The organism is Micromonospora musae, assembly GCF_003626545.1.
Lineage (GTDB): Bacteria > Actinomycetota > Actinomycetes > Mycobacteriales > Micromonosporaceae > Micromonospora > Micromonospora musae.
Window position 1 is genome coordinate 123,929 of the sequence record NZ_RAZS01000010.1, and the last position, 13,681, is coordinate 137,609.

Sequence of the window (13,681 nt, forward strand, 5' to 3'; positions counted from 1 at the left end):
CGCGTGAGTCCGTGGCATGCTTACTGGTCGGCCGGGCCGGGTGTCCGGCCGGCCGAGCTGGCACCCGGAGGTCGGCACGTGATGACTGTTCCCACCGACGGTGGCCCGACGACCGGGCCGACCGTGCTGCGCATGCTGCTCGGCGCCCAGCTTCGCCGGCTGCGCGAGTCCAGCGGCGTCACCCGCGAGGGCGCCGGCTGGGAGATCCGCGCCTCTGAGTCGAAGATCAGCCGGATGGAGCTCGGCCGGGTCGGCTTCAAGGAGCGCGACGTCGCCGACCTGCTCACCCTCTACGGCGTCAAGGACGACGAGGAACGCGAGGTGCTGCTCAAGCTCGCCCGCGACGCCAACAGCCCCGGCTGGTGGCACCGCTACGGCGACGTGCTGCCCGGCTGGTTCCAGTCCTACCTCGGCCTGGAGGCCGCGGCGGCGCTGATCCGCACCTACGAGGTGCAGTTCGTTCCCGGGCTGTTGCAGACGTCCGCGTACGCCCGGGCGGTGGTGCTGCTCGGGCACGGTGCGGCCACGCCCGACGAGATCGACCGGCGGGTGGGCCTGCGCATGGGGCGCCAGGAGCTGCTGCGCCGGACGAACCCACCACAGCTGTGGGCCGTGCTGGACGAGGCCGCGCTGCGTCGCCCGCTCGGTGGCCCGGAGGTCATGCGCGGCCAGTTGGATGCTCTCGTCGAGGCGACCCGACTGCCGAACATCCGGTTGCAGATCGTCCCGTTCACCGCCGGGGGGCACGCCGCCGCCGGTGGGGCGTTCAGCATCCTGCGCTTCGGCGACCAGGATCTGCCCGACATCGTCTACATCGAACAGCTGACCAGCGCCATCTACCTCGACAAGCGGGACGACCTGGACCACTACGCGCTGGCCATGGAGCGGCTCTGCGTCGAGGCCGAGCCGCCGGAGCGCACTGCGGAGCTGCTCACGCGCCTACGCGACGAGCTCTATCCGGCCTGACCGACGTACGTCGACCCGTCCGCCGACCGTCGCGCGTCGGCCCGCCGCCGACCGTCGCGCGTCGGCCCGCCGCCGACCGGCGTCGACGATCCCCGCGCCCTGTCGAGCGCCGATCCGATCCGCCGGGTCGGCGCTTCTCCGTTGACCCGGATCGAAGTGTTCGGCTAGTCTCTGAATCGATCCAGTACTGAATCGATCCAGAAGGGGGAGCGATGAAGCCGACCCTCCAGGCCGTGGCCGACGCCGTGGGCGTGTCCCGCAGCACGGTCTCCAACGCGTACGCCCGCCCCGACCAGCTCTCGGCGGCGCTGCGCCGACGGATCCTGGAGACCGCCAAGACGATCGGCTATCCGGGCCCCAACCCGACCGCGCGCTCGCTGCGCCGGGGCTTCGTCGGCTCCATCGGGGTGCTCTTCACCTCGCGGCTGTCGTACGCCTTCACCGACCCCTTCGCGGTCCGTTTCCTCGCCGGGGTCAGCGAGGCGGCCGAGCGACACGGCGTCAGCCTGCTGCTCGTGCCGATCCCGAGCGACCTCGAGGACGCCCGCCGAGCGGTGGAGAACGCCTCGGTCGACAGTTTCTGCGTCTACTGCGTCGGCGACGAGGCGTGGGCGCTGGACGCCATCAACGCCCGCGGGCTGCCCTTCGTCACCACCGCGCCGCGGGACGACGCCGGCCCGGACGACCGCTACGTCGGTATCGACGAGCGGGCCGCGGCCCGGGGTGTCGCCGCGCACGTCGCGAGCCTCGGTCACCGGCGGGTCGCGCTGCTCGGCGACGCCGTGCTTCCGGACGCGCCGGCCGGCCCGCTCCGACTCTCCGGTGTGGACCAGGTCCCGCACCCCACCACCCGGGGTCGGCTCGCCGGCTTCGCCGACGCGTTCGCCGAGGTCGGCGTGGCCTGGTCCGACCTCACCGTGCTCACCGCCACCGGCAACGACCGGCGGGCCGCCGCAGCGGCGGTCGCCGGGCTCTTCGACCGGCCCGACCCGCCGACCGCCGTCCTGGCCTGCTCCGACGTGCTCGCCCTCGGCGTGCTCGACGCCCTCGGCGAAGACGCCGACCGCCCGGACGTGTCGGTCACCGGCTTCGACGACATCGCCGAGGCCGCCGCCGTCGGTCTCACCACCGTGCGCCAACCGGCCGAGGAGAAAGGCCGGATCTCCGCCGAACTGCTGCTCGACCCGCCCGCCGACCCCACGGCCGGGCACGTGCTCCTGCCCACCGCACTCGTCGTGCGCACCTCCACCCGACCCGTACCGAGGAGCTGACCATGGAACACTCGACCGGTTTCGTCACCGCCATCGACGCGGTCACCCGGCACGTCAACCCGGCCCGCCCCGACGCGCCCGTCCGGCTCGACCGGCCGCGTGCCCCGCGACTGGCCCCCACCCGGCTCGCCGCCGCCGTCGTCCTGCGGCGTCTCGCCGACCGGATCCAGCCCCAGCCGACCCCGGCGGCGCGCTGCTCCTGACGGTGCGTCCCGGCCGCCGATCCGCAGCCCGGAGCCCCTTCTCGGGGTCGCCCACGATCGTTTCGAACCGGTTCCGCACCGGCCATTCGGGCACGATCGAGCCCGCCGGTGCGGAATCGGGCATCGAAGGTGGTGGCGGGTGGCAACGGCCGGGCAGACTGGACGCCCATGTCGCCGTTCACGCCCGCACTCCGGCTGCACGATCGGTACGTCCTGCGCGAGCGCATCGGCCTCGGCGGGATGTCCGAGGTGTGGCGCGCCGACGACGAGGTGCTCGGCCGGTCCGTCGCGGTCAAGGCCCTCGCCGCGCAACTCGCCGCCGACCCGCAGCTGCGGGCCACCATCCAGCGCGAGGCCCGCGCCGCCGCCCGGCTGACCCACCCGAACGTCACCCAGGTGTACGACTACGGCGAGGCGACCCTGCCCGGCGGCGAGGTCGTGCCGTACCTGGTGATGGAGTTGGTCGACGGCCAGAACCTCGCCGACCGGCTCGCCGCCGGCCCGCTCCCGTGGCGCGAGGCGGTCCGGACCGCCGGGCAGGTCGCCTCCGCTCTCGCCGCCGCGCACCGCATCGGGGTGGTGCACCGCGACGTCAAACCGGGCAACGTGATGCTCACCGAGACCGGCGCCAAGGTGCTCGACTTCGGCATCGCCACCCTCGCCGGTCCGCACCACCCGCTCGCCGGGCAGACCGGCGAACTGCTCATGGGCACCCCGGCCTACGTCGCCCCGGAGCGGCTCTCCGCCGGCCCACCCGACCCGGCCAGCGACGTCTACGCCCTCGGCGCGCTGCTCTACCGCACGCTCACGGGGCGGGCGCCGCTGCCCGTGCAGACCTGGGAGGACGCGGTCGAGGTGCACCAGCGGCACCGGCCCGTGCCGCCGCCGCGCGTACCCGGACTGCCGGCCGACCTCGCCGACCTGATCGTGGCCTGCCTCGCCGCCGATCCGAGCCGGCGGCCCACCGCCGCGCAGCTCGCGACCCGCCTGCGGGCCGACGCGGCCGAACCGCCCACCGAGGTGCGGGCCGCCCCGGCGGATCCGGCGACCGTCGCGCTGCGGCCCCGTCCCGCCGGGCGGGCGACCGTCGCGTCAGCGCAGGCCCCCACCCTGATCGAGCGGCGGCCCGCGGCACCACGGCACCCCGTGCCGGCGCCCCGGCGGCGGTCCCGCAGCCCCCTCACCGCCATCGCCGCCGCGGCCCTGGTGCTCGTGTTCGCCGTGGCGGTGTTGCTCGCTCTCGACGACGACCGGGGCAACCCGTCCGCCGCCGGCACGGCGAACGCCACGCCGCACTCACCGTCGAGCCCCGCCGCGCCCAAGCCCCCGTCACCGTCGAAGTCCCCACCCGCGGCGACCACGGAGGCGCCCGGCCCGCTCGACCTGCGGCAGCTCGCCACCGAGTTCGTGGCGCTGCTCGTCAAGGCGCAGGCGCAGGGGCAGGTCGACCGGCGGACCGCCGACGACCTGCGCGACGAGCTGACCGACCTCGTCCGCGGCAAGCCGAAGGACCGGGCCAAGCACGTCCAGAAGCTGCGCGAGCGGGTCGCCGAGGCGGCCGAGCGGGAGGAACTCTCGTCCGGGACGGCGGACCGGCTCGACGACCTCCTCGAACGGGTTGAGGTGCACGTCGGCCGCGACGACGGCTGACGCTCTCGATCCGGTCCGGGGTCGACCAGGGCCGGGTCGCCGCGCGGCCCCGGCCGGCGCTCAGTCCAGCTCCACCGCATCGCCGACGGCGACCCGACCCGGCGTGACCACCTGGGCGTACGCGCCGACGCACGGCTGCGGCCCGAGGCCGGGCAGCGGCTCGATCCGGTTCAGCCGGGCCGGCGCCCGCAGCGCGTCCGGCTGTCGGGGCAGCCGGCCGTGCGCCAGGGTCGGCACGGCACACCGCGGCGTCGGGGCGAGCACCAGCAGCACCAGCTCCGCACCGATCCGCAGCTGGCGGCCCACCCAGCTGTTCTCCACGAAGCCGGCGACCGGTGTCGCGACGACCAGGTTCGGTCGGTAGCGCTCGACCTGTGGGGGTCCGCCGGGCAGTTCGACGGCGAGCCGATCGAGCGTGGCGGTGGTGAGCAGGTGGATCGGGGCGAAGTCGAAGAAGGTGTCGGGTGCGGCGCCTCCGAGCGGGCTCGGTTCCACCGGCACGTCGGCGGTGACGCCGGCGGCGAGTACGGCCTCCGGGACGGCCCGGTCCAGGGTCGCGGCGGCGGGTGGTGTGCCGGTGAGCGTCACCGGCGCGCCGAGCACCGCGGAGAGCAGTTCGTCCACCTGCTCGTTCGGCCCGGACACCGTGCGACCGTCGGGCAGGGTGATCCGAACCGGCTCCGGGAAGCCGCCGGTGGCCTGAAGGGTGAGCAGGTCACGCCACCGCCGTGGGTCCTTCGCGCTGGCCACCCGCCCGGTCTCGCGGTGCAGCAGCGCGAGCCGGCGGTCGCCCTGGACGCCGCTCGTGCCGATCGCTGCCGTGGTCAACCGTTCACCGAGCATCGACTTGACCGGGTAGCGCCAGAGCTGCGCGACCCGCCCTTCCGCCTGCTCACCCCGCACGCGCCCACCCTAATCGCCGCTGATCTCCGCCCCACGGACGCCGGGTGGCAGGGGTGCGGTTCTCCGCATCCCGGCCGTGCGGCTTCACCGCCCGTTACGAAGGCCATCCTCATGGCCGCCTCCCAGGATCACTTCGTAGCGTTGACCCATGATTCGAACCCCGCACGCCCTACTCGCCACCGGAGGTCTCGCGGCGGACTCCCAACCGCCGCAGGACGGGATCGTCGGCTACGTCACGGACCTGGTGGAACGGCTCGGTGGGCCGGGCGCCGGCCTGGCAGTGGCGCTGGAGAACCTCTTCCCGCCGATCCCGAGCGAGGTCATCCTGCCGCTGGCCGGTTTCGTCGCCGGGCAGGGCCGGATGAGTGTGGTCGGGGCGATCTTCTGGACGACGCTCGGCTCACTGCTCGGCGCCCTGGCCCTCTACGGGATCGGAGCGGCGCTCGGCCGCGACCGGATCCGGGCGATCGCCGCGAAGCTGCCACTGGTGAAGCTCAGCGACGTGGACCGGACCGAGGCGTGGTTCATCCGGCACGGGGTCAAGGCGGTCTTCTTCGGGCGGATGATCCCGATCTTCCGGAGCCTGATCTCCATCCCGGCCGGCGTGGAGCGGATGCCGATCACCATCTTCGCCCTCTACACGACGCTGGGCAGCCTGATCTGGAACAGCACGTTCGTGCTCGCCGGCTACCTGCTCGGCGACAACTGGCACCTGGTCGAGGGGTACGTCGGCATCCTCCAGAACGTCGTCATCGTGGTGTGCGCGGCGGCGGTCGTCTGGTTCGTGGTGACCCGGGTGCGGCGGGCCCGACGCGCCGGTCGCGAGCCGGAATCGGCGACCCTCAACAGCTCGGGCGCCGGCGTCCCCGACCCGAGCGGCCGGGGCACCATCTACCGCACCGGCGGCTGGGGCGACGACGGGCGCGGCGGGGCGCGTTGACGCACCCCGTCCGGGTCGGCGTCGGCGTCGGCGCCGGTGTGCTGACCGCCGCCGGGGACCTGCTCTTCCTGCTGGTCGCCGCCGGCGCCGGCGCCGGGTCCGCGCTCCTGCCACCGGCCCGCCGCCGGATCGGCACGCTGATCACGCGGTACGCCACGACACTGGTACGGCTGGAACGTCGCCGGCTCGCCGGGCTGCTCGGCGCGGACGAACTGCCGCCGATCCGTACGGCGGGCTGGCGGCACGTCGCCTATCTGGCGGCCCGGCTGCTCCCGGGTGCGCTGGGCGCGCTGGCGTACCTGCTGCTGGCGATCGGCGCGGTGCTCACCTGGATCCTGCTCTCCGCCACCGTGCGCGGCGAGCTGTCCGTGGCGGAGTTCCTGCTGCAGGTCGTCATCGGCACGGTGCTGCTGATGCTGAACGTGCAGGCCATCGCCAGCGTGGGCGCGCTGGACGTCCGGATCGCCCGGTGGCTGCTCGACCGCGGCGCCCGTGCCGCGCTGGAGGACCGGGTCCGCGAGCTGGCCAGCACCCGGGCGGGTGTGATCGCCGCCGTGGACGCCGAACGCCAGCGCATCGAACGGGATCTGCACGACGGGCTGCAGCAGCGGCTGGTCGCGCTCGGCATGCTGCTCGGCAGGGCCCGGCGCGGCCGGGACGCCGAACGGACGTACGCCCTGGTCACGCAGGCCCACGAGGACGTGCAGCGGGCACTCGAGGAGCTGCGGGAGGTGGCCTGGCGGGTCTACCCGTCGGCGCTCGAGGAGAGCGACCTGGGCCAGGTGCTCGGCATGGTCGCCCAGCGCTCCGCCGTGCCGGTGCGGATCCGGTGCGACCTGCCCGTACGGCCCGATCGGCAGGTCGAGACCGTGCTGTACTTCGTGGCCTGCGAAGCGCTCACGAACGCCGCGAAACACGCCGCGGCTACCCTGGTCACGATCGACATCGAGGCGGCGGAGGGGACGGTCCGGATGCTCGTACGCGACGACGGTACGGGTGGCGCGGACCCCTCGGGCCGTGGCCTGTCCGGGCTGGCCCGCCGGGTCGCCGCGCTGGACGGGCGGCTGCGGGTGGAGAGCCCGACCGGCGGACCGACGACCGTACTGGCGGAGCTTCCGTGCGGGTGACGCTCGCCGAGGACTCGACGCTCCTGCGGGAAGGGCTCGCCCGACTGCTCGTCGAGGAGGGCCACCTGGTGATCGCCTCGGTCGGCAGCGCCGACGAGCTGCTCGCCGCGGTCGACCGGGAACGTCCCGACGTGGTCGTCACCGATGTCCGGATGCCCCCCACCCACACCGACGACGGCCTGCGTGCCGCGTTGGAGATCCGCCGCCGGTGGCCCGACACCGCCGTGCTCGTGCTGTCCCAGTACGTCGAGAAGCGGTACGCCGCCCGGCTGCTCGCCGACCGTCCCGAGGGAGTCGGCTACCTGCTGAAGGATCGGGTCGCCCAGGTCGACGACTTCCTCGACGCCCTGGACCGGGTGTGCGCGGGGGCGACCGCGCTGGATCCCGAGGTGGTACGCCAGGTCGTCTCCGGCTCGGACCGTACCGATCCGCTCGCCCGGCTGACTGAGCGCGAACGGGACGTCCTGCACCACATGGCGCAGGGCCATACGAACGCCGCCATCGCCGGACGGCTGCACGTATCGCTCAGCGCGGTCGAGAAACACGTGAACGCGATCTTCGACAAGCTCGACCTGTCCGGCGTCACCGGCTACAGCCGCCGGGTGCTGGCGATCCTCCGCTATCTCTCCGCCTGACCCCTCGCGGCGGGCCGGCCGGCAGCGCCGCCGCCAGCCCGCCACATCACGCCGATCGCCCCAGGCGTGCCGATGATCGACTCGATTTCCTTGATGTCGGGGTGTCCGGACCGTGCTGATGCCCCAACTTCAAGGACCCCGAGTCGACCTTGAAGCCGGCGGCTTGGCCCGCGACCGGACGGCCGCGAGTCAACCTGAGGGGGCGGGCCGGCGTCCCGGGCAGAATTCGGTCGCCGCGCGGGAGCACCGCCGCGCGGGCCCCCAAACGCGGACAGATCGTCCCGATCACCCCAAGCGCGCGGATGATCGACTCGGTTTCCTTGAGGTCGGGGTGTCCGGGCCGCGTGATGCCCCGACTTCAAGGACCCCGAGTCGATCACCGGTCGCGGCTGGGGTGGTTGGCGAGTGGTGTCCGGTTTACGGCCCGCGCGGCCATCGAATGGACCTTCGCGCGGATCGGGCCGGCACCCCCGGGCAGAGCCCGGCGCTGGGCACTACCCCGCAGCCCCTCCAGGCGCGCAAACCGGACACATCGCGCTCATCGCCCCGTGCGCGCCGATGATCGACTCGGGTTCCTTGATGTCGGGGTGTCCCGGTCGCGTGATGCCCCGACTTCAAGGACCCCGAGTCGATCACGAGCGGCGCCTGGGGTGATTGGCGAACGGTGTCCGGTTCGCGTGCGCGCAGCCTGGGGTGCGGCCACCCCAGGTTGATGGTTTGGGCGGTTTGGGGTGTGACCGGTGGCATCCTCAGGCCGGAATCGTGGCCGGGCCGCGGGCGTTGAACACCCCCGACGGCCGAGGTAGCAGCCCCGCCCGATGGCCCGTCCGCCCGGACTGAGCCGCGAGGCTCCCCGGGAATGACGGTGGCCGGCCGGTCGTTGAACCCGGTCCCGCCGCACGACCCCTCAGGTCGCAGCTGGCCACGGTCACCAAGCCTCCCGAAGCCCCGGGCATGTCGCCGGGAATGGTGGCGGGCCGTCGACCGTTGAACACCGTCCCGGCGCGGTGAAGCCCCCCGCCTCACCCCGGGACACCGGGCCCCGCGAACCCCCTCTCGCGGAAGCGCCCACTCAGACTTTCCCCCCTTTCTGTGAAGCGCCCGAGCGTGGCGCTGACCTGCACACCCCCCCCGGGTGTGGGTCATCACCCCCGAAGGAGCTTTGACATGAACACGATCATGCGTAAGAGCGTTCTCGGTATCGCTGGTCTCGCGTTCGCCGGTGGTGTCATCGGCGGCCCCGTCGCCGCCCACGCCGCCACCCCGGCGGTGGATGCCAAGCCCGTCGCTGTCGTGCAGGCTGACAAGCCGGGTGTGGACAAGGGCAAGCTGATGCCCAACGGCACCCACGGCGCCCAGTCGCGCATCGATCTGGACGACGAGCAGAAGAGCAATGTGAAGGCGATCATCGCCGCCACGAAGAAGTCGGACATGAACGAGCGGGCCGCGGTCATCTCCATCGCCACCAGCCTGCAGGAGTCGAAGCTGCACAACCTGGGTCACCTCGGTGACGCCAACGACCACGACTCGCTGGGCCTGTTCCAGCAGCGCCCCACCTCGGGTTGGGGTACGCCGGAGCAGATCACCGACCCGCAGTACTCCACCACCGCGTTCCTGAAGGGTCTGAAGCAGGTCGACGGCTGGCAGGACATGCCGCTGACCGACGCCGCCCAGACCGTGCAGGTGTCGGCCTACCCGGACGCCTACGCGCAGTGGGAGCAGCAGGCCGCCGACCTGGTGGCCCAGTACTGGAACAGCTGACAACCACAGAGCATCACCTGACCGCTGGCCGGCACCCAACACGGGCGCCGGCCAGCGGCATACCCCGCGTTAAACCAGCGGAGCGCCCCGAAGAACCGGAACAGACGCGCTGCGGGTCGGGCGTACGGGAGGAGCCGGCGCAGACACCGAATCCTGGCCGGTTACCGCTCGCCGGGAACGTGAAGTGTCCGAAATCCGTGCGTACGGCCGCTGACGAAATGGTGCTGGGAGGTGGGAAGAAGCGCAGGCGCGGGTACGTTGTGTGGGGTGTCGGTGTGCTCAGTGTCCCCGGGCCTCACCTGATAAATGCCTTCGCGGAATACCGTTCGGCTGGAGCCGCGTTGCGCCACTCGCCGCGAGGCGACCTACACACCGACACCCCGAGCGCCGCCCTCGACCACCTGGTCGGGGGCGGCGCTTTCGTCTGGGGTCGGACAGCCGAACGCTGAGACGGCAGAATGCCGGGATGAGCGTCGAGTCGTCGTGGGCCGAGCAGCCAGGTGTCGTCGTACTGCCCAGCGGCGCCGCGGTGCGCGGCCGACGAATCGGCGACGACGCTTCCCCGGCGGACTTCGCGCTGCTGCTGGCCCCCGGTCCGGCACCTGCCTGGCCGCACCGGCGGATCCGCTGGCCCGACTTCTGGATCCCCGTCGACCGTGCCGACGCGCTGGACGCCCTCGGTGAGGCGCTGCGCCGCGCGCAGGACGGCGAGCGGGTGGAGGTCGCCTGCCGTGGCGGCCAGGGCCGAACCGGCACCGCCCTGGCCGCACTCGCGGTGCTCGACGGCATGCCCGCCGGGCAGGTGGTGGAGTGGGTACGCGCCAACTACCGGCCCCGGGCGGTGGAGACGCCCTGGCAGCGCCGGTGGCTGCATCGCCTCGGGTGACGGCGCAGGCCGGCTCCGGCCAGCGGCCGAACCGGAGGCCGCCATGGGGCGAGCCGCCCCGGGCCGGCAGTCAGGCGTGCAGCGCCGGTGGTCAGGGCGCGACGTAGTCGCGTAGGTGTCGGGCGGTCAGGGTGTCACCCCGGGCGATGAGCTCGGCCGGCGTACCCGTGAAGACGATTTTGCCGCCGTCGTGGCCGGCGCCCGGGCCGAGGTCGATCAGCCAGTCCGCGTGGGCCATCACCGCCTGATGGTGCTCGATGACGATGACCGTGTTGCCGGCGTCGACGAGCCGGTCGAGCAGGGCCAGCAACTGGTCGACGTCGGCGAGGTGCAGCCCGGTCGTCGGCTCGTCCAGGACGTACGTGCTGGTCTTCTCGGCCATGTGGATGGCGAGCTTGAGCCGCTGCCGCTCGCCGCCGGAGAGGGTGTTGAGCGGCTGGCCGAGGCTGAGGTAGCCGAGGCCGACGTCGGCGAGTCGCCCGAGGATGACGTGGGCGGAACCGCTGGGGAAGAAGTCGTACGCCTCGGTGACCGGCATGGCGAGCACGTCGCTGATGTTCCTTCCGCGCAGCGTGTAGGTGAGCACCTCGGCGGTGAAGCGCCGTCCCTCGCACTTCTCGCAGACGGTGGCCACGCCGGCCATCATGGCCAGGTCGGTGTAGATGAGGCCGATGCCCTTGCAGGCCGGGCAGGCGCCCTCGGAGTTCGCGCTGAACAGGGCCGCCTTGACACCGTTGGCCTTGGCGAACGCGGCGCGGATCGGGTCGAGCAGGCCACTGTAGGTGGCCGGGTTGCTGCGGCGCGAACCGCGGATGGGCGACTGGTCGACGATGACCACCCCGGCGCGTCGCCGCAGGGAGCCGTGAATGAGGGAGCTCTTGCCCGAGCCGGCCACGCCGGTGACCACGGTCAGTACGCCGAGTGGGACGTCGACGCTCACGTCTCGCAGGTTGTGCAGGTCGGCGTTGCGGATCGGCAGGTGTCCGGTCGGGCGGCGTACCTCGCCGCGTAGGCCGACCCGGTGGTCGAGGTGCCGGCCGGTCAGGGTGCCGGAGCGGCGAAGACCGGCGACGTCTCCCGAATAGCAGACGTGGCCGCCGGCCGTGCCGGCGCCGGGGCCGAGGTCGACCACGTGGTCGGCGATCGCGATGGTCTCCGGCTTGTGCTCGACCACCAGCACCGTGTTGCCCTTGTCGCGCAGCCGGAGCAGCAGGTCGTTCATCCGGGCGATGTCGTGCGGGTGCAGGCCGACGGTCGGCTCGTCGAAGACGTACGTGACGTCGGAGAGGCTGGAGCCGAGGTGCCGGACCATCTTCACCCGCTGCGCCTCGCCGCCGGAGAGCGTGCTGCTCTCCCGGTCGAGGCTGAGGTAGCCGAGGCCGATCTCGGCGAGCGAGTCCAACAGGTCCCGCAGGGTGGCGACGAGCGGTGCCACTCCCGGGTCGTCGATGCCGTGGAGGAAGCCGGCCAGGTCGCTGATCTGCATCGCGGAACACTCGGCGATGTTTCGCCCGGCGATGCGCGAGGAGAGCGCGGCCGCGTTGAGTCGGGTGCCGCCGCAGGCGGCACAGGTGGTGAAGGTGACCGCCCGGTCGACGAAAGCCCGGATGTGCGGCTGCATCGACTCGCGGTCCTTGGCGAGGAGGAGGCGCCGGACCTTCACGGCGAGGCCCTCGTACGTCAGGTTGCTGCTGCCCACCTTGATCTTCGTCGACGGTTTGTGCAGGAAGTCCTCCCACTGCTGGGGCGTGAAGTCCTGCAGCTTGGTGTCCGGGTCGAAGAGGCCGGACGCGACGATGGTCTGCCAATACCAGGAGTCGACGGCGAAGTTGGGCACCTTGATGGCGCCGTCGTTGAGTGAGCGCTCGACGTCCACGAGTTCGTGCACGTCGAGGTCGGAGACCTGGCCCAGGCCCTCGCAGGTCGGGCACATGCCCTCGGCCAGGTTGAAGCTGAACGCGCCGGCGCCGCCGACCTGCGGGGTGCCGAGCCGGCTGAACACGACCCGCAGCATCGCGTAGGCGTCGGTGGCGGTGCCGACGGTGGATCGCGAGTTGACGCCGAGCCGCTCCTGGTCGACCACGATCGCCGCGCTCAGGTTGCGCAGCGAGACCACGTCGGGCCGGCTCTGGCTCGGCATGAACGACTGGAGGAAGGCGCTGTAGGTCTCGTTGATCAGGCGCTGTGACTCGGCGGCGATGGTGCCGAAGACGAGCGACGACTTGCCCGAGCCGGAGACACCGGTGAAGACGGTGAGCCGGCGCTTCGGGATGTCGACCGACACGGAGGCGAGATTGTTCTCCGAGGCACCCCGCACCTCGATCATGTCGTGGCTGTCGGCGGCGAACTGTGCTGGCTGCGGCATGCGAACCCTTCGCGAAGTCAGGGACGGGCGGGGTCTGCGCCCATCCTGGCGTCGAGGTCTGACACATTGAATTGTCTCATTCAAATCCCCATGGAGGGTTTTCCGAGCGAGAGCACGAGCGGTCTGTCGAAAGGCACCGAGAAGTCTCAAACGACGTGTCAGCCGGTACGGTGATCGTCGTGGCTACCGGTGAACGCCTTCGGGCGATCGACCTCGCGGCCGGGGCGGGGATCTTTGTGCAGCAGGTCCGCAACTACGTCGATCTCGGCGTGCTCCCCCCGGTGAGCCGCACCGACAGCGGCTACCGGATCTTCACGACCGAGCACGCCCGGGCGCTCGCCGTGGCGCGGCGAATGGCGGACGGGCACGGCTGGGCGCGTACCCGCGAGGTCATGGCCGCGGTGCACCGGGGCGACGTGCCGGCGGCGCTGGCGTTGCTCGACGGCGGGCACGCCGAGCTCGACCGCGAGCGGGCCGACATCCGGCGTGCGCTCGGCGCGTTCGAGACGGTGGTCGGTGCTCCGGCGGCTTCCGTGCCGGTGCCGCGTCGCGCGGCTCGCATCGGAGAGGTCGCGGCCCTGGTCGGGGTCCGCACCTCCCAGCTGCGGCTCTGGGAGGTTCGCGGCCTGCTGCGTCCGATCCGGTCACCCGGCGCCGGCTACCGGGTGTACGACGAGGCGGAGCTGCGGGCGGCCCAGGTGGTCGCGCTGCTGCGGCGCGGCGCGTACCCGTTCGAGATCATCACGGCGGTGCTGGACGAGCTGCGGACGACCGGCAGCCCGCAGCGGGTCCGGGCCGAGCTGGCCCGCCGGGAGCAAGAGCTGCATCGGCGCAGCCTGCGCCGGCTGCGCGCCTCCGCGGCCCTCTACGACTACCTGCGGGAGCGGGAGCCGCTCGGCATGCCGTGAGCGCGGCGTGCGAACGCCGGACGGCGACAGCCCCGCGGAAGGCGGGGAGTCTGGGGGAGGCGGGGC

General features: G+C 72.7%; 12 protein-coding genes. 10 read left to right on the forward strand and 2 right to left on the reverse strand.

What is annotated here, in order from left to right; genetic code table 11:
- The first annotated feature begins 132 nt into the window (after nucleotides 1-132).
- From D7147_RS24945 to D7147_RS24960, 4 genes are all read left to right on the forward strand, one after another.
- Nucleotides 133-966 (forward strand): helix-turn-helix domain-containing protein, encoded by an 834-nt coding sequence (locus D7147_RS24945; RefSeq protein WP_407663389.1) that lies wholly within the window; start codon nucleotides 133-135, stop codon nucleotides 964-966.
- Between the two features lie 212 nt (nucleotides 967-1,178).
- Nucleotides 1,179-2,237 carry a LacI family DNA-binding transcriptional regulator gene (locus tag D7147_RS24950; RefSeq protein WP_120681816.1) on the forward strand — a complete coding sequence of 353 codons (1,059 nt, stop codon included), beginning with the start codon at nucleotides 1,179-1,181 and terminating at the stop codon, nucleotides 2,235-2,237.
- Nucleotides 2,238-2,239: 2 nt separating this feature from the next.
- The gene (locus tag D7147_RS24955) at nucleotides 2,240-2,440 is read left to right on the forward strand and encodes a hypothetical protein (protein ID WP_120681818.1); all 201 of its coding nucleotides are present in this window, start codon (nucleotides 2,240-2,242) and stop codon (nucleotides 2,438-2,440) included.
- A 168-nt stretch (nucleotides 2,441-2,608) separates the two neighbouring features.
- Complete coding sequence (locus tag D7147_RS24960) at nucleotides 2,609-4,090, forward strand: serine/threonine-protein kinase (protein WP_120681820.1); 1,482 nt, start codon at nucleotides 2,609-2,611, stop codon at nucleotides 4,088-4,090.
- Nucleotides 4,091-4,150: 60 nt separating this feature from the next.
- Here D7147_RS24960 and D7147_RS24965 read toward each other — a convergent pair whose 3' ends face one another.
- Complete coding sequence (locus tag D7147_RS24965; RefSeq protein WP_233563409.1) at nucleotides 4,151-4,993, reverse strand: MOSC domain-containing protein; 843 nt, start codon at nucleotides 4,991-4,993, stop codon at nucleotides 4,151-4,153.
- Nucleotides 4,994-5,141: 148 nt separating this feature from the next.
- On the opposite strand from D7147_RS24965, the gene D7147_RS24970 reads away from it, so the two are divergent.
- The 5 genes from D7147_RS24970 to D7147_RS24990 all read left to right on the forward strand — a co-directional run bounded on the left by D7147_RS24970 (nucleotide 5,142) and on the right by D7147_RS24990 (nucleotide 10,342).
- The gene (locus D7147_RS24970; RefSeq protein ID WP_120681822.1) at nucleotides 5,142-5,933 is read left to right on the forward strand and encodes a DedA family protein; all 792 of its coding nucleotides are present in this window, start codon (nucleotides 5,142-5,144) and stop codon (nucleotides 5,931-5,933) included.
- Entirely contained in the window at nucleotides 5,930-7,060 is a 1,131-nt protein-coding gene (locus D7147_RS24975) for a sensor histidine kinase (protein WP_120681824.1), read from the forward strand. Before D7147_RS24970 ends, D7147_RS24975 begins: the two co-directional genes overlap by 4 nt.
- The gene (locus D7147_RS24980; protein WP_120681826.1) at nucleotides 7,051-7,695 is read left to right on the forward strand and encodes a response regulator; all 645 of its coding nucleotides are present in this window, start codon (nucleotides 7,051-7,053) and stop codon (nucleotides 7,693-7,695) included. The genes D7147_RS24975 and D7147_RS24980 overlap by 10 nt, the downstream gene beginning before the upstream one ends.
- Nucleotides 7,696-8,862: 1,167 nt before the next feature.
- The gene (locus tag D7147_RS24985) at nucleotides 8,863-9,456 is read left to right on the forward strand and encodes a hypothetical protein (RefSeq protein ID WP_120681828.1); all 594 of its coding nucleotides are present in this window, start codon (nucleotides 8,863-8,865) and stop codon (nucleotides 9,454-9,456) included.
- Nucleotides 9,457-9,922: 466 nt separating this feature from the next.
- Nucleotides 9,923-10,342 (forward strand): protein-tyrosine phosphatase family protein, encoded by a 420-nt coding sequence (locus D7147_RS24990; protein WP_120681830.1) that lies wholly within the window; start codon nucleotides 9,923-9,925, stop codon nucleotides 10,340-10,342.
- Nucleotides 10,343-10,433: 91 nt separating this feature from the next.
- Here the strand turns inward: D7147_RS24990 and D7147_RS24995 are convergent, their stop codons facing one another.
- Nucleotides 10,434-12,707: an ATP-binding cassette domain-containing protein gene (locus tag D7147_RS24995; RefSeq protein WP_120681832.1), complete on the reverse strand. Its 2,274-nt coding sequence runs from the start codon at nucleotides 12,705-12,707 to the stop codon at nucleotides 10,434-10,436.
- A 179-nt stretch (nucleotides 12,708-12,886) separates the two neighbouring features.
- Between D7147_RS24995 and D7147_RS25000 the strand changes: the two genes are divergently transcribed.
- Complete coding sequence (locus D7147_RS25000) at nucleotides 12,887-13,615, forward strand: MerR family transcriptional regulator (RefSeq protein ID WP_120682006.1); 729 nt, start codon at nucleotides 12,887-12,889, stop codon at nucleotides 13,613-13,615.
- The last annotated feature ends 66 nt before the right edge of the window (nucleotides 13,616-13,681 follow it).